General features: G+C 67.1%; 14 protein-coding genes. 6 read left to right on the top strand and 8 right to left on the bottom strand.

Going from position 1 to position 15,573, the window contains the following annotated elements:
- The first annotated feature begins 319 nt into the window (after positions 1-319).
- On the top strand, positions 320-790 hold the full coding sequence (locus tag DA1_RS22765; RefSeq protein ID WP_034397191.1) for a RidA family protein: 471 nt from the start codon (positions 320-322) through the stop codon (positions 788-790).
- A gap of 23 nt (positions 791-813) precedes the next feature.
- On the opposite strand, the gene DA1_RS22760 is transcribed toward DA1_RS22765, so the two are convergent.
- The 7 genes from DA1_RS22760 to DA1_RS22730 form a co-directional block, all read right to left on the bottom strand.
- A complete protein-coding gene (locus DA1_RS22760) occupies positions 814-1,023 on the bottom strand; it encodes an oxidoreductase-like domain-containing protein (protein WP_013800552.1) in 210 nt (69 codons plus the stop codon).
- 97 nt (positions 1,024-1,120) lie between these two features.
- Positions 1,121-5,386: an IPTL-CTERM sorting domain-containing protein gene (locus tag DA1_RS22755; protein ID WP_034397190.1), complete on the bottom strand. Its 4,266-nt coding sequence runs from the start codon at positions 5,384-5,386 to the stop codon at positions 1,121-1,123.
- A 30-nt stretch (positions 5,387-5,416) separates the two neighbouring features.
- Positions 5,417-5,959, bottom strand: a complete 543-nt coding sequence (locus DA1_RS22750; RefSeq protein ID WP_034397189.1) for a phage tail protein — start codon at positions 5,957-5,959, stop codon at positions 5,417-5,419.
- Positions 5,960-5,982: 23 nt separating this feature from the next.
- Positions 5,983-6,483, bottom strand: coding sequence for a phage tail protein (locus tag DA1_RS22745; RefSeq protein ID WP_034397187.1), 501 nt, complete (start codon positions 6,481-6,483; stop codon positions 5,983-5,985).
- A 19-nt stretch (positions 6,484-6,502) separates the two neighbouring features.
- The gene (locus tag DA1_RS22740) at positions 6,503-7,024 is read right to left on the bottom strand and encodes a phage tail protein (protein ID WP_034397185.1); all 522 of its coding nucleotides are present in this window, start codon (positions 7,022-7,024) and stop codon (positions 6,503-6,505) included.
- Complete coding sequence (locus DA1_RS22735; protein WP_034397184.1) at positions 7,021-7,863, bottom strand: GNAT family N-acetyltransferase; 843 nt, start codon at positions 7,861-7,863, stop codon at positions 7,021-7,023. Before DA1_RS22735 ends, DA1_RS22740 begins: the two co-directional genes overlap by 4 nt.
- Positions 7,864-8,155: 292 nt before the next feature.
- Positions 8,156-9,076, bottom strand: a complete 921-nt coding sequence (locus DA1_RS22730; RefSeq protein WP_034397182.1) for a LysR family transcriptional regulator — start codon at positions 9,074-9,076, stop codon at positions 8,156-8,158.
- 83 nt (positions 9,077-9,159) lie between these two features.
- Here DA1_RS22730 and DA1_RS22725 point away from each other — a divergent pair, with 83 nt between their 5' ends.
- From DA1_RS22725 to DA1_RS22705, 5 genes are all read left to right on the top strand, one after another.
- On the top strand, positions 9,160-10,395 hold the full coding sequence (locus DA1_RS22725; protein ID WP_034397181.1) for an alpha-hydroxy acid oxidase: 1,236 nt from the start codon (positions 9,160-9,162) through the stop codon (positions 10,393-10,395).
- A gap of 52 nt (positions 10,396-10,447) precedes the next feature.
- Complete coding sequence (locus DA1_RS22720; protein WP_034397180.1) at positions 10,448-11,125, top strand: RraA family protein; 678 nt, start codon at positions 10,448-10,450, stop codon at positions 11,123-11,125.
- A complete protein-coding gene (locus DA1_RS22715) occupies positions 11,125-12,189 on the top strand; it encodes a hydroxyacid dehydrogenase (protein WP_034397179.1) in 1,065 nt (354 codons plus the stop codon). The genes DA1_RS22720 and DA1_RS22715 overlap by 1 nt, the downstream gene beginning before the upstream one ends.
- A 65-nt stretch (positions 12,190-12,254) precedes the next feature.
- Positions 12,255-13,244, top strand: coding sequence for a tripartite tricarboxylate transporter substrate binding protein (locus DA1_RS22710; protein ID WP_034397178.1), 990 nt, complete (start codon positions 12,255-12,257; stop codon positions 13,242-13,244).
- Between the two features lie 44 nt (positions 13,245-13,288).
- Positions 13,289-14,245 carry a Bug family tripartite tricarboxylate transporter substrate binding protein gene (locus DA1_RS22705; protein ID WP_034397177.1) on the top strand — a complete coding sequence of 319 codons (957 nt, stop codon included), beginning with the start codon at positions 13,289-13,291 and terminating at the stop codon, positions 14,243-14,245.
- Between the two features lie 88 nt (positions 14,246-14,333).
- Here DA1_RS22705 and DA1_RS22700 read toward each other — a convergent pair whose 3' ends face one another.
- Positions 14,334-15,338: a fimbrial protein gene (locus DA1_RS22700; protein ID WP_230590943.1), complete on the bottom strand. Its 1,005-nt coding sequence runs from the start codon at positions 15,336-15,338 to the stop codon at positions 14,334-14,336.
- Positions 15,339-15,573 lie beyond the last annotated feature (235 nt).

The raw sequence follows: 15,573 nt of genomic DNA, 5'->3' as shown, positions 1-15,573 counted from the left end.
GTGCACCACAGGCTCTAGAGCGGGTTATGCACTTTTAAGTACCCGCGTTGGTTCTGCGCGCTGGTGATCGCAAGGCGCAGTGCGCCGCCAAGGCTCATGCCTTGGCAAGCGCTGCAACTTTGCTGAGCGCCTGTGCGCAGAGCCAACCCTTCGGGAAAGCCGGGAAAGGGGCCCGGCCCTTCGTTGCAGCCCGCTTGCGGTGTGGCAACCGCGGCGCGTGCTACGCCTCGTTCCGGGCCCCTTTCCCGGCTTTCGCGGGCACGTAAAAGTGCATAACACGCTCTAGACTGCGCGCTTGCCTTACTCCGGACACCAGACCATGACAGCAGATGAACGCTTCGCCCAGGCCGCCCTCGAGCTCGGCCACCGCTTCGATGGCGAGATCAAGATAGGCGGCAACTACAGCCCCGTCGTGCGCGACGGCCAGCAGCTGTTCGTCAGCGGGCAGATTCCCCGCGTGGGCGATGAAGTGCTCTATGTGGGGACGGTCGGCTCCGGGATCGACCTGGCATCGGCCAGAACGGCCGCCGCCATCTGTGCCATGCGGGCCCTGGCCTTCGTGCAGCGCGCGGCCGGCTCGCTCGATGCCGTGCGCGCCGTTGCACGCATCACCGTCTATGTGCGCTCGGCGCCCGATTTCACCCAGCAAAGCGAGGTGGCCGATGGCGCCTCCGACCTCATCGCCCGGGTGCTGGGCCCCGTGGGTGCCCACACGCGCACTTCGGTGGGCGTGCTGCAGTTGCCCAAGGGCGCGGCCGTGGAGCTGGACCTGATCGCCCGCGTGGACTGATCGCGCTACCCCTATCCCTATTCCTATCCCTGGCCCGCTGGCGTTTCGTTGCGCGCCTTCCAGGCGCGCAGCGCCTGGCGGTACTCGTCCATGGCCAGGTCATAGCTGTCGAAGATGCAGGGGTCGCAGCCATTGCCGCAGCAGGCGTCCAGGTCGGGCTGCTCGGGCGGTTGGGGCATGGGGTCGGCGGAGGCGGCGGGATCTGCGGAAACGGGAATCGGCGCGGTGGTCATGGGGGCGATTGTCTCGCGCCACGGGGCTTTCTGTAGAGCACCAAAAGCAAACCCGCGCTGCCGACATGCAGCAGCGCGGGTTGCTTGTTGACGCGTCTTACCGTCCGGTACGCTGCCTGCGCGCCATGCCCATGAAGCCGGCTGCTCCCGCCATCAGCGACAGCAGCAGCAGGCCCCAGCGGTCCAGCGTGGGGATGCTCTGCGCTCCTGCGGGGGCTCCAGGCAGGGCCAGGATGACGGGATCGACGAACTCGCCGTTGACCGTCTTGTCGTCATCGCGCAGGCCGCCGTCCACGATGGTGTAGCTGACCTGGTTGCCACTGATGGTGGGCGTGAAGGGCTGCCACTTGGGCGTTGCGGTGGCGTCGTACTTCATCAGCTGCGCGTTGGCGGGCACGGGCGACGCGAAGGTGAGGGTCACGGTCAGCGTGCTGCTGGGGGCGCACTGCTTGGCCGTGAAATCCACGGCGGCCTGCGGATAGGTGTAGCCCGCTGGCAGAGGACCCAACGAACCCGCCACGGCGGTGGAAGTGCTGAAGTTTGTGGAAGTCAGCGTGCAGGTGGGGCTACTGTTGGAAATGCCCAGATCCACGCCCAGGCCGGACGCGCTTTGCAGTGGCTCACGCGTCACCGTAACCACATAGGTCTTTTTGGTCGTGCCGTCCTGCGCCGTGACTTCGATGGACACGGTATTGCTGCCCACATTCAGCGCCACCGGGGTGGAGGCCGCTGCGCCGTTGACCAGGATCGTGGCGCCCGCACCGGCAGCGGTGGCTGTCACCGTGATGGTGCTGCTGGTGTTGGGCACGGTGGCCGTGTAGGCCAGGGTGCCTGCACCAAAGCCCGGTGCGAGCGTGCCGCTGCTCAGTGCCAGGGCGCTGAGGTCGGCGTTGGTGGAGTTCACCACCAGGGTGTAGCTGGTGCTGCCCGAGGTGAACGGAGCACCCGTGCCCGTGGAGGAGTCCGTGGCCGTGATGGTGAAGGTGAAGCTTCCCGCCGCGGTGGGCGTACCGCCCAGAACACCGGTGCTGGCGTTGAGCGTCATTCCGGTCGGCAGCGTGCCGCTGCTGGCGTAGGTGTAGGGCGCCGTGCCTCCGCTGGCAGTGAAGGTCTGCCCTGCATAGGCCGTGTTCAGCCTGGCAGCCGGCAGCGTGGAAGCTGCGGGCGTCAGCACCACCGTGGCTGCCGCCACGCTGCCACTGTAGGTGCGCTGGCCGCTGATGCTGCTGCTGTCGGTCGCCTGCACCGTGAAGCTGAAGGCCCCGGCCGCCGTGGGCGTGCCGCTGATCACCCCGGCGGACGACAGCGACAGGCCTGTGGGCAGCGTGCTGCCGCCGGCCATTGCAAAGGTGTAGGGCGTTGCGCCGCCGCTGGCGGTCAGGGTCTCGCTGAACGAGACGCCTACCTTGGGCGTGCCGGCCAGCGTCGCGGGCGTCACCGTGATGGCCACATAGGTGAACTGGCCTGCCGCGCCGGTGGCGCTGGTGCCACCAGTCGTTGTGACGCGCACATCGACCGTGCCCGCCGATCCTGCAGGCGCGGTGGCCGTGATCTGCGTGGCGCTGTTGACCGTGAAGCCCGTGGCGGCCGTGCCGCCGAAGGTCACGGCCGTGGCGCCGGTGAAGTTCGTGCCGGTCAGGGTGACCGTGGTGCCACCAATCGAAGAACCGCTTGCGGGCGAGACGGAAGTCACCGTGGGTGCGGGCACATAGGTGAACTGGTCGGCCGCGCTGGTAGCAGTGGTGCCGCCCGGCGTGGTCACGCGCACATCGACCGTGCCGGCGGCGCCTGCGGGCGCGGTGGCGGTGATGCTGGTGGCGCTGTTGACGGTGAAGCCGCTCGCTGCCGTGGCACCGAAGGTCACGGCCGTGGCACCCGTGAGGTTCGTGCCGGTGAGGGTCAGCGAGGTGCCTCCGGCCGTGGGACCTGCCGTGGGCGAGATGGAGGTCAGCGTGGGCGCTGCCACATAGGTGAACCGGTCGGCGGCGCTGGTGGCGCTGGAGCCGCCCACCGTGGTGACGGTGACATCGACCGTGCCGGCAGCACCGGCCGGCGCCGTGGCCGTGATCTGGGTGTTGCTGTTGATGGTGTAGGTAGCGTTCGTGGCCCCGAAGCGCACAGCGCCGGTGCCCGGTGCTGCGGCAAAGCCGGTGCCGGTGATGGTGACCGTGGTGCCGCCGCCTGCAGGCCCGGCCGTGGGCGAGATGGCGGTCACCGTGGGCGCCGTGACATAGGTGAACTGGTCTGCCGCACTGGTGGCGCTGGTGCCACCCACCGTAGTGACGCGCACATCGACCGTGCCCGGCGACCCTGCAGGCGCGGTGGCCGTGATCTGCGTGGCGCTGTTGACCGTGAAGCCCGTGGCGGCCGTGGCGCCGAAGGTCACGGCCGTGGCGCCGGAGAGGTTGGTGCCAGTGATGACCACGGAGGTTCCTCCTGCGGCTGGCCCTGCCGTGGGCGAGACGGAAGTCACCGTGGGCGCGGCCACGTAGGTGAACTGGTCGGCCGCACTGGTGGCGCTGGTGCCGCCCACCGTGGTCACGCGCACATCAACCGTACCCGTGCCTGCAGGCGCGGTGGCCGTGATCTGCGTGGCGCTGTTGACCGTGAAGCCTGTGGCGGCCGTGGCGCCGAAGGTCACGGCAGTGGTGCCGGAGAAGTTGGTGCCGGTGATGACCACCGAGGTTCCTCCTGCGGTGGGCCCTGCCGTGGGCGAGATGGAAGTCACCGTGGGTGCTGACACATAGGTGAACTGATCGGCTGCGCTGGTGGCACTGGTGCCGCCCACCGTGGTCACCGTCACATCGACCGTGCCTGCGCTGCCTGCGGGCGCGGTGGCGGTGATCTGGGTGTTGCTGTTGATGGTGTAGGTGGCGGTCGCGGCGCCGAAGCGCACGGCGCCGGTGCCAGGTGCTGCGGCGAAGCCGGTGCCCGTGATGATCACCGTGGTGCCGCCGCCGGTGGGACCTGCCGTGGGCGAGATGGAGGTGACCGACGGTGCCGCCACATAGGTGAACTGGTCGGCTGCACTGGTGGCGCTGGTGCCGCCCACCGTGGTGATGCGCACATCCACCGTACCCACGCCTGCGGGCGCGGTGGCAGTGATCTGGGTGTTGCTGATGACCGTGACGCCCGTGGCGGCCGTGGCGCCGAAGGTCACCGCCGTGGTGCCGGAGAAGTTGGTGCCGGTGATGGTCACGCTGGTGCCGCCCCCGGTCGGGCCGGCCGTGGGCGAGATGGAGGTCACCGTGGGTGCAGCCACATAGGTGAACTGGTCAGCGGCGCTGGTGGCGCTGGTTCCGCCCGCCGTGGTCACCGTCACATCGTATGTGCCGGCGCTGTTTGCGGGCGTGGTGGCGGTGATCTGTGTGTTGCTGTTGATGGTGTAGCTGGCGTTCGTGGCGCCGAAGCGCACGGCGCCGGTCGGCGATGCTGCGGAGAAGCCGGTGCCGGTGATGATCACCGTGGTACCGCCGCCGGTAGGTCCTGCCGTGGGGGAGATGGATGTCACCGTGGGCGCTGCCACATAGGTGAACTGGTCAGAGGCGCTGGTGGCGCTGGTGCCTCCTGCCGTGGAGACGGTCACATCGACCGTGCCGGCACTGCCTGCGGGGGCGGTTGCGGTGATCTGGGTGTTGCTGTTGACGATGTAGCTGGCGGTTGTGGCACCGAAGCGCACGGCCGTGGCTCCTGACAGGTCGGTGCCGGTGATGGTCACGCTGGCGCCGCCCCCGACAGGGCCGGCGGTGGGCGAAATGGACGTCACCGTGGGCGTCGGCGTGGCGCCGGCCAGCACCACGAGGTCATCCAGCGCGAAGGCGCTGCCTTCGGTGCCGCCGGTATTGGTGTTGGATATCCTCACCTCGTCCACATTGGCCAGGGCGCTGAGATCGACCTCGACGAAGCTCGTTTGCATTGCTGAGCTTCGGAGGAACGTCGTCGTTGCCCCTGCTACAGGATTGCCGTTGACATAGCCGGTCAATGTGAACTGGCTGATCTGACCGTACGCGAAGATGCGGGCGCTGACCAGGCTGAACCGGTCGCCGGCGTTGACCGGCTTGATGACGGCGCTACCAGTGAGGGCGTCCGAGGTAATGGCATCACCGTTGCTGTTGATGCCGTTCTGTGTGGCCTGCAGGTCTGCCTCGGTGAAGTAGACCCACTGCCCGCTGAAGTTCAGCTCGTTGTAGGGCGTGGCAACGTTGGCATAGCGAGTGTGGTTGTTGCCGAAGTCCAGCGTTCCAGGGGTGACTGCCGCCTGCGCGGGCAGTACCAGAGAAAACAGCAGTCCCATGAGCCAGGCAAACCACAGCCTCAGAAAACGGAAGGTGGAGGGGGGCGGGAAGAAGTGGTTGGTTGCCATGGCGATGGGACTGCGGTGCAGCGCTCGTGATCAGGGACGGATAGGAAAATCGCCGTAGAGGCAGATGCAGAAATTCAGCGCCTGGTAGGGCTGGAGATTGCTGTGGGACTGATTGCTGCCGGTCGGAAAAAGGGCCGTCGATGCCAGGGTGGAATCTGGCGCGACCACGGTGTAGGTCGGCTTGGCGCTGGTCCGTGGAGGCACGCCCTGGCCGCCCTTCGCCAGCACGTTGTCGCCGGGCACGGCCACGGAGGCGTCTGCGCCCTGTACGTTGATTCCGTGGTTGTGCGCAGGCAACTGAGTCAGAAGCAGCGTCTCTGTGGGACTGCCCACGGCCTCCCCGACCACGAACGGTGACAGGCCGGGACCCGTGCCGTTGCCCATGGCCACCCTGCTCCTCAGATCGGGCAGGAGGAAGTCAGTGGTTCCGTTTCCGCCGAACTGGACGCCGATGATGGAATACAGCGTGGAGTTCTGTTGGATCGGGATGCTCTGGCCCCAACAAAAGGCCCAGTTGACCGGAGCGTAGTTGAAGCCGAATGCACGGATCTCACCGGTGAAAGGATCTGCCATGTCGATGTTTCCTTGGAAGGTCTTCAGTTACGCGCCGGGAAAATGCCGCTGATGGCGATGCACCAGTTCACGACCAGCGAGGGCTGCATGTTCGGATGGGGCTGGCTGCCTCCGCCGAGGGCCACGGCAGTTGGGGCCAGGAAGGAGCCGTTGGGCACGCCATAGGCGCCCAGGCCGCCAGCGGCCTCTGCCATCACGGCATTGGTGGGATCGCTGGTAGTGGCTACCGTGCTGCTGCAAGACACCGAATGAGTGTGCTGGGGGATCTGGTTGACCGACAGCGTGACGGTTTCCGTGCCGTTGAGCAGGCCGAGCTGGTCGTTTGCGCTGAATCCCAGGGGTACACGGCCACGCAGATCGGGCAGGCCGAAGGTCGTTGTGCCGTTGCCGCCATATCTGACGCTCAGCAGGGCGAACAGTGCCTGGTTCGTGCTGACAGGCATTAGGCGTCCGTCGCACGGCAGCCAGTTTTTGGGGATCAGGCCGAAGCCGAAAGCACGGATTTCTCCGAGGAAGGGGTCCATGTGATGCTCCTGTCCAGCGTTAGGAGGTGCTGGGGAAGATGCCGTAGAGGCTGATGATGTAGCTCAGCACCAGGCTGGGCATGACGTTGTTGTGCGACTGTCCGCCGCCCTCGAATGACACGCTGGCGGGGGCCAGCTTGGCGGTGGGGGTGGCGGGGGCCGGCGCATACAGGTTGAACCCCGTGACCGCCGCCGGGACCTGTCCCGACGGCTTGCCGGTGCTGGCCGCAGCCGCGGCGGAGAATGCGTGGCTGTGTTGGGGTATCTGGTTGACGTTCAGCGTGACGTTTTCGGTGCCGATCTGCTGACCCAGAATGCGGTTGGTTCCGCCCAGGGTCTGGCCTTGGCCTATGGGCAGTCGGCCCCGCAGGTCGGGCAGTGCGAACTGGGTGACACCATTTCCGCCGTAGGTCGTGCCCAGCAGGGTGAACAGGGCGGAGTTGTCGTTGATGCTCAGCAGCCGGCCGTCACACGGTGCCCAGCCCTCGGGCGCGTAGTTGCCCGCGAAAAGACGGATTTCTCCAATGAATGCCTCGCTCATAGCGTGCCCTCCTCCTTGATCGATGGGTTCATGCGGGTGATGAGTGCCTGGTAGCTGGTCTGCCCCCGCTCTGTGCCCATGACGGGCCCCATGAACAGTGCAAAGCGTCCCAGGCGCTCGTGGGAAAGCAGATAGGTGTCATGGGCCGGGCGGGCTATGTCGGGTCCGCTGAAGTGCAGCGAGCAGTGCGAGGTATGCAGTCCCTGGCCGACCTTGGCCTCTTCCAGTCGCAGGGCCACGGACCCGGCACCGTACAGCTGCAACGCGAAATCGGTGCCGACCAGGCCGGTGAAATCCTCAAGGCAGGGCCTGCGCGCAGGCTGCGGCGCGCGGCGCATATACCAGTACACGCCGCGATCGGCCTCGGTGACAAAGCCCAGGCGCTGGTAGTGGCCGAGGATGGGGTTGTTCTTCTCCACATGCAGGCCCAGGTCAATGCCCAGGGCATCTGACTCATCCGTCAAAGCCTGCAGCAACTGCCGCCCCACGCCCTGGCGACGGTGCCTGGGAAGCAGGGCGATATCCACCACGCGGATTTCCTGCGGGCTGCGGTCCACATACAGCCGGCCCGCTATCTCGCCATCGCGCAGCACCAGATCGAAACTGGGGTTGGCGTAGGCCGTCGAATACTGGGTGTGCTGCGCCATGAACTGCTGGCGAATGAAGGCATTCCATTGCTCCTCGGGCCAGCCGAATTGTTCGCGCTCCTGCTCGCGTGTGGAGGCGAAGATGGCCAGGAGAGCGGCTTCGTCGCCGGAGCCAATGGGTTGAAGCGCCAGCGCACCGCAGGATTCGGGGTGAGGGCTGCGGAGACTGGTATTTGCAGGCGCAGTGCTCATGAATGGAAATCGACTGGAAACGCAGGAGTTCCAGTCGTGAATAATTGAAAAGAGTTGTTAAATCATAGGCAGTTTTTGCAAAGGATTGTCAAATTTCTTTGAGAAAGGATTTTCAGTATGCCAAGAAATCCATGCGAAAGATGAGTGCTCCCATAGGGAAAGATCTGAATCGATTGATATTTGAAATTGATAATGTCTTATCAATGTATTGATGAGTGTTTATTGTTGATATTGATTGTTCATTCAAATACTACAGGATTGCTATTTTGAATATCCCTGAAATCAGTGATATTCAACTCAAACAGCGCGGCGCCGGGAAATCGATCACGCTGCGGATGATCTCGCGTATTTCCGTGATCAGCGGCCGGGCATCGTCGCGGCGCCATTGCACGGTGTAGGTCAGCGGGGCCAGCGCGCTGTGCTTTGCGGCCTCGGCGCTGCCGTCCAGCACGCGCAGGCGGCCGCGTTCCTGCAGGGCCAGGGCCCATTGCTCGGGCATGTAGGTGAAGCCCAGGCCGTCCACCACCATGCCCACCACGGCGCCCCAGCTGTTGCAGGAAAGGCGCCGCTCCACGGCCAGGCCGTGGCGGCCCAGCCAGTCGTCCAGCGTGCGCGTGGCGCCCGAGCCGGTGGGCAGGGCGATCAGCAGTTGCTCGCGCACCAGGCGCCGGGGCAGGCCGGTGCCGGCGCGGGCGATGAAGTCGTCGCTGGCGGCCCAGACAAAGCGCACCTGGGCGACCTGCTCGAAGGCCAGGCTGCTGCGCGACGATGGCCCGGCGATGACCACGCAGTCCAGCTCGCCATCGACGATGCGCTGCTCCAGCACCTGGCCGATGTCGGTGTGGGGCTCCAGCTGCAGGTCGGGGTGCAGCTCGGCCACCCGCTGCACCAGCCGGGGCAGCCAGGTCAGGCCGCTGAGTTCGCCAAAGCCGATGCGGCAGCGGCCCTGCAGGCCCACGCTGCGGCCCGCCGCCTCGCGCAGCTGGGCGGCGCCGTGCAGCAGCTCGCGGATGCGCGGCAGCAGCTGCTCGCCCTGGGGCGTGAGTTCGGCGGCGCGGCCGCTGCGGTCGAACAGCTGCACGCCCAGCGAAGCCTCCAGCTCCGCAATGCGCTTGGACAGCGATGAGACCGACAGGTGCACGCGGTCGGCGGCCACGCTGAAGTTCAGGCAGGTGGCGGCCCAGTAGAAGGCTTCGAGCTGTTTGAGGGTCATGGCGACATTCTTCCAAAATCGAAATATCGATTCCTATTTATTTCGCTTTTCTTTGCAGGTTGGCCCTTCTACATTGGCCGGCAATGCCTGCCAACAACGTCCCCTCCACCACAGCTCCTGCAGCCGCTGCACCAGCCTCTGCCCGGCCGCCGCGCCGCCTGCGCCAGGTGCTGTCTCTCGATGATTTCGAGCGGCTGGCGCGGCGGCACCTGCCGCGCCCCATCCATGCCTACATCAGCGGGGCGGTGGAGGACAACGCCTCGCTGGCGGACAACCGCCGCGCCTTTGCCGAGCTGGCCTTCGTGCCGCGCGCGCTGGTGGGCGTGGCACAGCGCGACCCCTCCTTCGAGCTGTTCGGGCGCCGCTACGGCGCGCCGTTCGGCGTGGCGCCCATGGGCATTGCCGCGCTGTCGGCCTACCGGGGCGATCTGGTGCTGGCCCAGGCCGCACAGCAGGCGCGCGTGCCGGCCATCATGAGCGGCTCCTCGCTGATCCGGCTGGAGGATGTGATGGCGGCCGCGCCCCACACCTGGTTCCAGGCCTACCTGCCGGGTGATCAGGGCCAGATCGATGCGCTGCTGGACCGCGTGGCCGCCGCCGGCGTGCAGACCCTGGTGATCACGGTGGACACGCCCGTGGCCGCCAACCGCGAGAACAATGTGCGCGCCGGCTTCTCCACGCCGCTGCGGCCCGGGCCGGGCCTGGCCTGGCAGGGCATCAGCCACCCGCGCTGGCTGTTCGGCAGCTTTCTCAAGACCCTGTGGCGCCACGGCATGCCGCATTTCGAGAACAACTATGCGCACCGGGGCGCGCCCATCCTGTCGGCCAGCGTGATGCGTGATTTCTCGGACCGCTCCCACCTGGCCTGGCCGCATCTGGCTGCCATCCGCCAGCGCTGGCAGGGGCAACTGGTGGTCAAGGGCATTCTTTCGGCCGCAGACGCCGTGCTGGCGCGCGACCACGGGGCCGACGGCCTCATCGTCTCCAACCACGGCGGGCGCCAGCTCGACGGCGCCGTGGCACCGCTGCGCGTGCTGCCCGGCATCGTGCGCGCCGTGCCCGGCCTGCCGGTGATGCTGGACAGCGGCGTGCGCCGGGGCACCGATGTGCTCAAGGCCCTGGCCCTGGGCGCGCGCTGCGTGTTCGTGGGCCGGCCCTTCAACTACGCGGCCTCAGTGGCCGGGCCGGCGGGCGTGGCCCACGCCATGGCCCTGCTGCGCGAGGAGGTGCTGCGCGACATGGCCATGCTGGGCGCCACGCGCCTGGACCAGGTCACGCCGGACTGCGTGCGCCACGCGCAGGCCTGGGATGCGTTCTGAGCGGCAAGACAACGGTATCGACACAGACACAGACACAGACGGAGACACAGCAGTGAGCAAGATTCCCGGATTCCATATCCACGCCCGGCCCGAGGCCGCCCTTGGCGATGCGCTGCTGCAGCGCTACCGCGGCTTTCCGGTCGCCAATGTCAGCGACGCCATGAGCCGCACCACGGGCACCTCGGCGCTGCGGCCCTTCCATCGCCGCCAGGGGCCGCTGGTGGGCCGTGCGCTGACCGTGCGCACGCGGCCCGGCGACAACCTGATGGTGCACCAGGCCATCGACATCTGCGGCCCCGCCGACGTGATCGTGGTGGACGCGGGCGGCGCCGGGCCCAACGCCATCATTGGCGAGATCATGCTGGCGCTGATGATGGCGCGCGGCGCGGCCGGCATCGTCATCGACGGGCTGATCCGCGACAGCGACACCATCGGCCAGCACGGCCTGCCCGTGTATGCGCGCGGCGTCTCGCACCGTGGTCCCTACAAGGACGGCCCCGGCGAGCTGCATGTGCCCGTGAGCATCGACGGCATGGTGGTCCACCCGGGCGACCTGGTGCTGGGCGACGGCGACGGCCTGCTGGCCGTGCCCGCCGCCGAGGCCGCAGCCATTGCCGACCGCGTGGAGGCCATACAGCGCGACGAGGCCGACGTGCTTGCCGCCATTGCCGCAGGCCGCGCCGACCGTTCCTGGGTGGCGCGCACGCTGGCCGCCAAGGGGGTGCTGTGATGGACCGCCGCGTTGTCCGCTTCGACTACTGGCTGGATGCGGCCTTCGACCGCATCGTCTCGGCCGCGCCTGGCGTGCAACTGGTCACCTGCCGGCGCGAGGGCGACGATGCCGCCGCCTGGCAGGCCCTGGCCGGCGCCCGGGTCTACCAGATCACGGCCGCCAAGGACGAGCTGCCGCGCCACTGGTTTGCCACGGCGGACCTGCTGGCGCGCTGCCCCGATCTGCTGGCCGTGTCCTCCAGCGGCTCGGGCTGCGACACCATCGACATCGAGGCCTGCACGCGGGCCGGCGTGGCCGTGATGAACCAGTCGGGCGGCAATGCGGACTCGGTGGCCGAGATGGCCATCGGCCTGATGCTGTCCGTGCTGCGCCGCATCAACGAATCCGACCGCCTGCTGCGCGCCCCGGGCAGGGGCTTCAGCCGGGAAGACGTCATGGGCCACGAGCTGCGCGGCCGCACCCTGGGCCTGGTGGGCGTGGGCGAGGCCGGCAGCCGCGTCGCGGCCCTGGGCCGGGCCTTCGGCATGCAGGTGATCGGCTGCGACCCGGCCTATGACGCGGCCGGCCTGGCGGCGCGCGGGGCCGAGGCCGTCGGCTTCGACGAACTGCTGCAGCGCGCGGACATCGTCTCCCTGCACTGCCCGCGCGATGCCTCCACGCTGGGGCTCATGAACGCCGCTGCCTTTGCGGCCATGAAGCCGGGCGCCATCTTCGTGAGCACGGCGCGCGGCGGTATCCATGACGAGGCCGTCCTGCACACCGCCCTGGCCAGCGGCCACCTGGCCGGCGCCGGGCTCGATGTCTGGGACCAGGAGCCGCCGCCCGCCTCCCATCCGCTGCTGGCCCTGCCCCAGGTGGTGGCCACCTTCCACACCGCCGGTGTCACGCACGAGGCCCGGCGCAACAACGCCGAGCTGGCCGCCACCCAGATCGTGCAGTTGCTGGCCGACGGCCAGCGGCCCGCGCGCCTGGTCAATCCCGAGGTCTGGCCGCATGCGCGCGAGCGCATCGCCAGGGCCTTGGACCCGTCCCGTTCCCTGTCCTTTTCCCCGTCCCGTTAGCCGCTTCCTTCACCATGACTACAAAGCCTCTCAGACCACTGCAAGAGGCGACCCAGGAGACAAAGATGACACAGCAAGCAAGGCGCGCATTGTGCGCAGGCCTGGCCGCCGCCTGCATGGCGCTGCCGGCCCTGGCCCAGGCTCAGAGCGAGGCCCCCTATCCCTCGCGCAACATCGAGATGATCGTGGCCTACGGGCCCGGCGGCGGCACCGACCTGGTGGCGCGGCTGCTGGCCCGCCATCTGGAAAAGAAGCTCGGCGGCAGCGTCGTCGTGCTCAACCGCCCCGGCGCGGGCGGTGGCATCGGCTTTGGCGAACTGGCGCGTGCCAAGCCGGACGGCTACACCATCGGCTTCATCAACACGCCCAACGTGCTGACCATCCCCATCGAGCGCAAGAGCAGCTTCCACTGGAGCCAGTACGACCTGCTGGGCAACCTGGTGGACGACCCGGGCGGCTTCGCCATCCACAACAGCAACGCCATCACCACGCTGGCCGGCCTGGCCGCCTACGCCCGGGCCAACCCCGGCGCCGTGACCGTGGGCACCACGGGCACGGGCTCGGACGACCACCTGGCCATGCTGCTGTTCGCCAAGGCCACCGGCACGCAGCTCACCCATGTGCCCTACAAGGGCGCGGGCGAGGTGCGCGCCGCCGCCACGGGCCAGCAGATCACCATCGGCGCCATCAACGTGGGCGAGGTGCTGGCCTACCAGAAGGGCGGCACTCCCATCCGCCTGCTGGGCCAGATGTCGGCCGCGCGCAGCTCGCTGGCGCCGCAGGTGCCTACGTTCAAGGAGCAGGGCATCGATATCGAGCTGGCGTCCCTGCGCGGCCTGGCCGCGCCCAAGGGCTTGCCCGAAGGCGTGCGCAAAAAGCTGGTCGATGCCGTGGCCGCCATCGCGGCCGACCCGCAGTTCAGGCAGCAGGCCGAGGCCATGTACGCGCCGCTGCGCTACCTGGCGCCGCCCGCCTACGCGGCCGAACTGGAGCGCACCGAGGCCGGCTTTCGCAAGCTCTGGACCGAAATGCCCTGGCAGGACGGCAAGCCCTGAAGGCCCTGGCCATGCAAACCTTTGAATGGACAAGGACAACTGCCATGACCCCTCTGTCGCGCCGCAGCCTGGCTGCGCTCACCCTGTGCACGCTGGCCCTGCCGGCCCTGGCGCAAGGCCCCATCACCCTCATCGTGGGCTGGCCCGCAGGCGGCCCTTCCGACAACGTGGCGCGGCTGGCAGCCACGCGCATGAGCGAGGCCCTGGGCCAGCCCATCACCATCGACAACCGGGCCGGTGCAGGCGGCAACCTGGGCAGCGACGCGGCGGCCCGCGCAAGGCCCGATGGCAACACCATCATGCTGGCCACCGTGGCCTCGCACGGCCTGAACTCCGCGCTCTACGCCAAGCTGAACCACGACCCGCTCAAGGACTTCGCGCCCATCGGCATGATCACCACCTCGCCCAGCGTGCTGCTGGTGCCCGTGGCCTCGCCGCTGCGCTCGGTCAACGATCTGCTGGAGGCGGCGCGCGCCAGGCCGGGCCAGCTCAACTACGGCTCGGGCGGCGTGGGCTCCAGCCAGCACCTGGCGGGCGCCAGCTTCAAGCAGCTCACGGGCGTGGATGTCACCCACATCCCCTACAAGGGCACGGCCCCGGCCATGACCGACCTGATGGCGGGCCGCGTGGACTTCGTGCTCACCACGGGCGCCATCCCCTTCATCCGCTCGGGCAAGCTGCGCGCCCTGGCCGTGGCCTCGCGCCAGCGCCTGCCGGCCCTGCCCGATGTGCCCACGTTCGAGGAAGCAGGCGTCAAGGGCTTCTACACCGACTCCTGGTACGGCCTGGTTGCCCCGGCCGGCACGCCGCGTGCGGCGCTGGAGCGCCTGAACGGCGCACTGGCCACGGCGCTGCGCAATCCCGAGGTGCAAAAGCAGTTCATCGAACAGGGCTCGCTGCCCGTCAAGCCCATGGGCGTGGACGCGTTCTGGCGCTTCGTGCGCGAGCAGATGCCGGTGGCGGCCGAGCAGGTGCGGGTGTCAGGGGCCAGGGCCGAGTGAGCGCAGCCGGGGGCGGCCGCGCAGGATCGGCACGGGCGCCTGCACAGCCGCAATGCAGCCAGCGTGTCACTGGCAGGTCACTGGTAGGTCACTGGTAATTGAGCGTGAAGGTGGCCCGTCCGTTGGCCAGGCCTGTTGTGACGGAGGGCTGGGTCTGGACATAGCGCGCCGTCAATGGAATCACGTGGTTGCTGGTGTTTGGGGTGATGATGCCCGCCTGCCACTGGTTGGGATTGCCGAAGTTGGCGGAGTCCTCGCCGTAGCTGATGACCTTGTCGCTGCTGCGGATCTGGATGCCGATGCCGGCAGCCCCTCCGGTCACCGTCAGCACATCGGAGCGGTTGGCGGCATCGTTGGCATCCGTGAGCGTGACGAACGGGCGCAGGGTGGAATTGGCATCGCCCCCGGTGCAGATCAATTCCAGATCGAATGACTGGGGCGCGGAGGTAGCGCCTATCCCGTTGAACTGTGACCTGTTGATTCGCTGCAGGTTCACGGCGATGTTGCTCGTCTTCACCCGGCAACTGGCGCCTGTGCGCACCACGGTGCTGCCGGCCGCCATCACGGACCAGATATTGCAAAGGCTATTGCAGTCAAACCGGGCGGTTGCATAGCTGCTGACGCTGAAAGTGCCCGATTGAACGGCGCCTGTCTTGATGAGTTGCATCCATATGGTTTGCTCATGTACATCATCCTTTTGCCATCCCGTGGCTCCTGAATTGTTGGACGTAGTGGTGATGGACATGGTTTTGCCATTGGGGAAATTCCTGGCTTTCCATGTGGCACGCCAACGGATTCCTATTCCGCGCAAAGATGTGGAGTAGATATCGCCGTCCAGCGTAGTGGGGTTCATGATTTGGGGCCATATTTCTGAAGATGGCCCCGAAAGCACACTGTAGGAAATTGTGTCGAGAGTGGATTTGACCATGGGCGATTCCCATAGCACTGATCCATTCATGATATTTCCTGCGGGAACGTTGATGATTTCCGGTAATTGGACGATGGATACTGCCGGTGTAAACATGCCTCCATAAATGGAGCTTACAGAAAAGCAAAGCGTTGCCGGAATGAGAAAATATCTGATTTTTTTCATATGAATGAAACCGGAAACGATGCAGGAGAGTTTGTTGGGCGTGCTCCAAAGTCTATTCCTATGATTTATGAAAATCCATAGGATCATTCTGATATTGGCAATGCTTTTTCATGACTCCAATGCCGTGTTCCGTCCGCTGCCGTGGCGCGGCATTGCCACCGGGGCCGGCCTGCGGCACACCTGGCGCAAGCGGCGCCAACGACGTGGCGGCCGCCTGGGCATGGTCGCCTGGGCA

The sequence above is a fragment of the Delftia acidovorans NBRC 14950 genome, assembly GCF_001598795.1.
Classification (GTDB): Bacteria; Pseudomonadota; Gammaproteobacteria; order Burkholderiales; family Burkholderiaceae_C; genus Comamonas; species Comamonas acidovorans.
The sequence above is the reverse complement of the archived record's forward strand: the minus strand, read 5'-3'. Positions and strand labels throughout refer to the sequence as shown.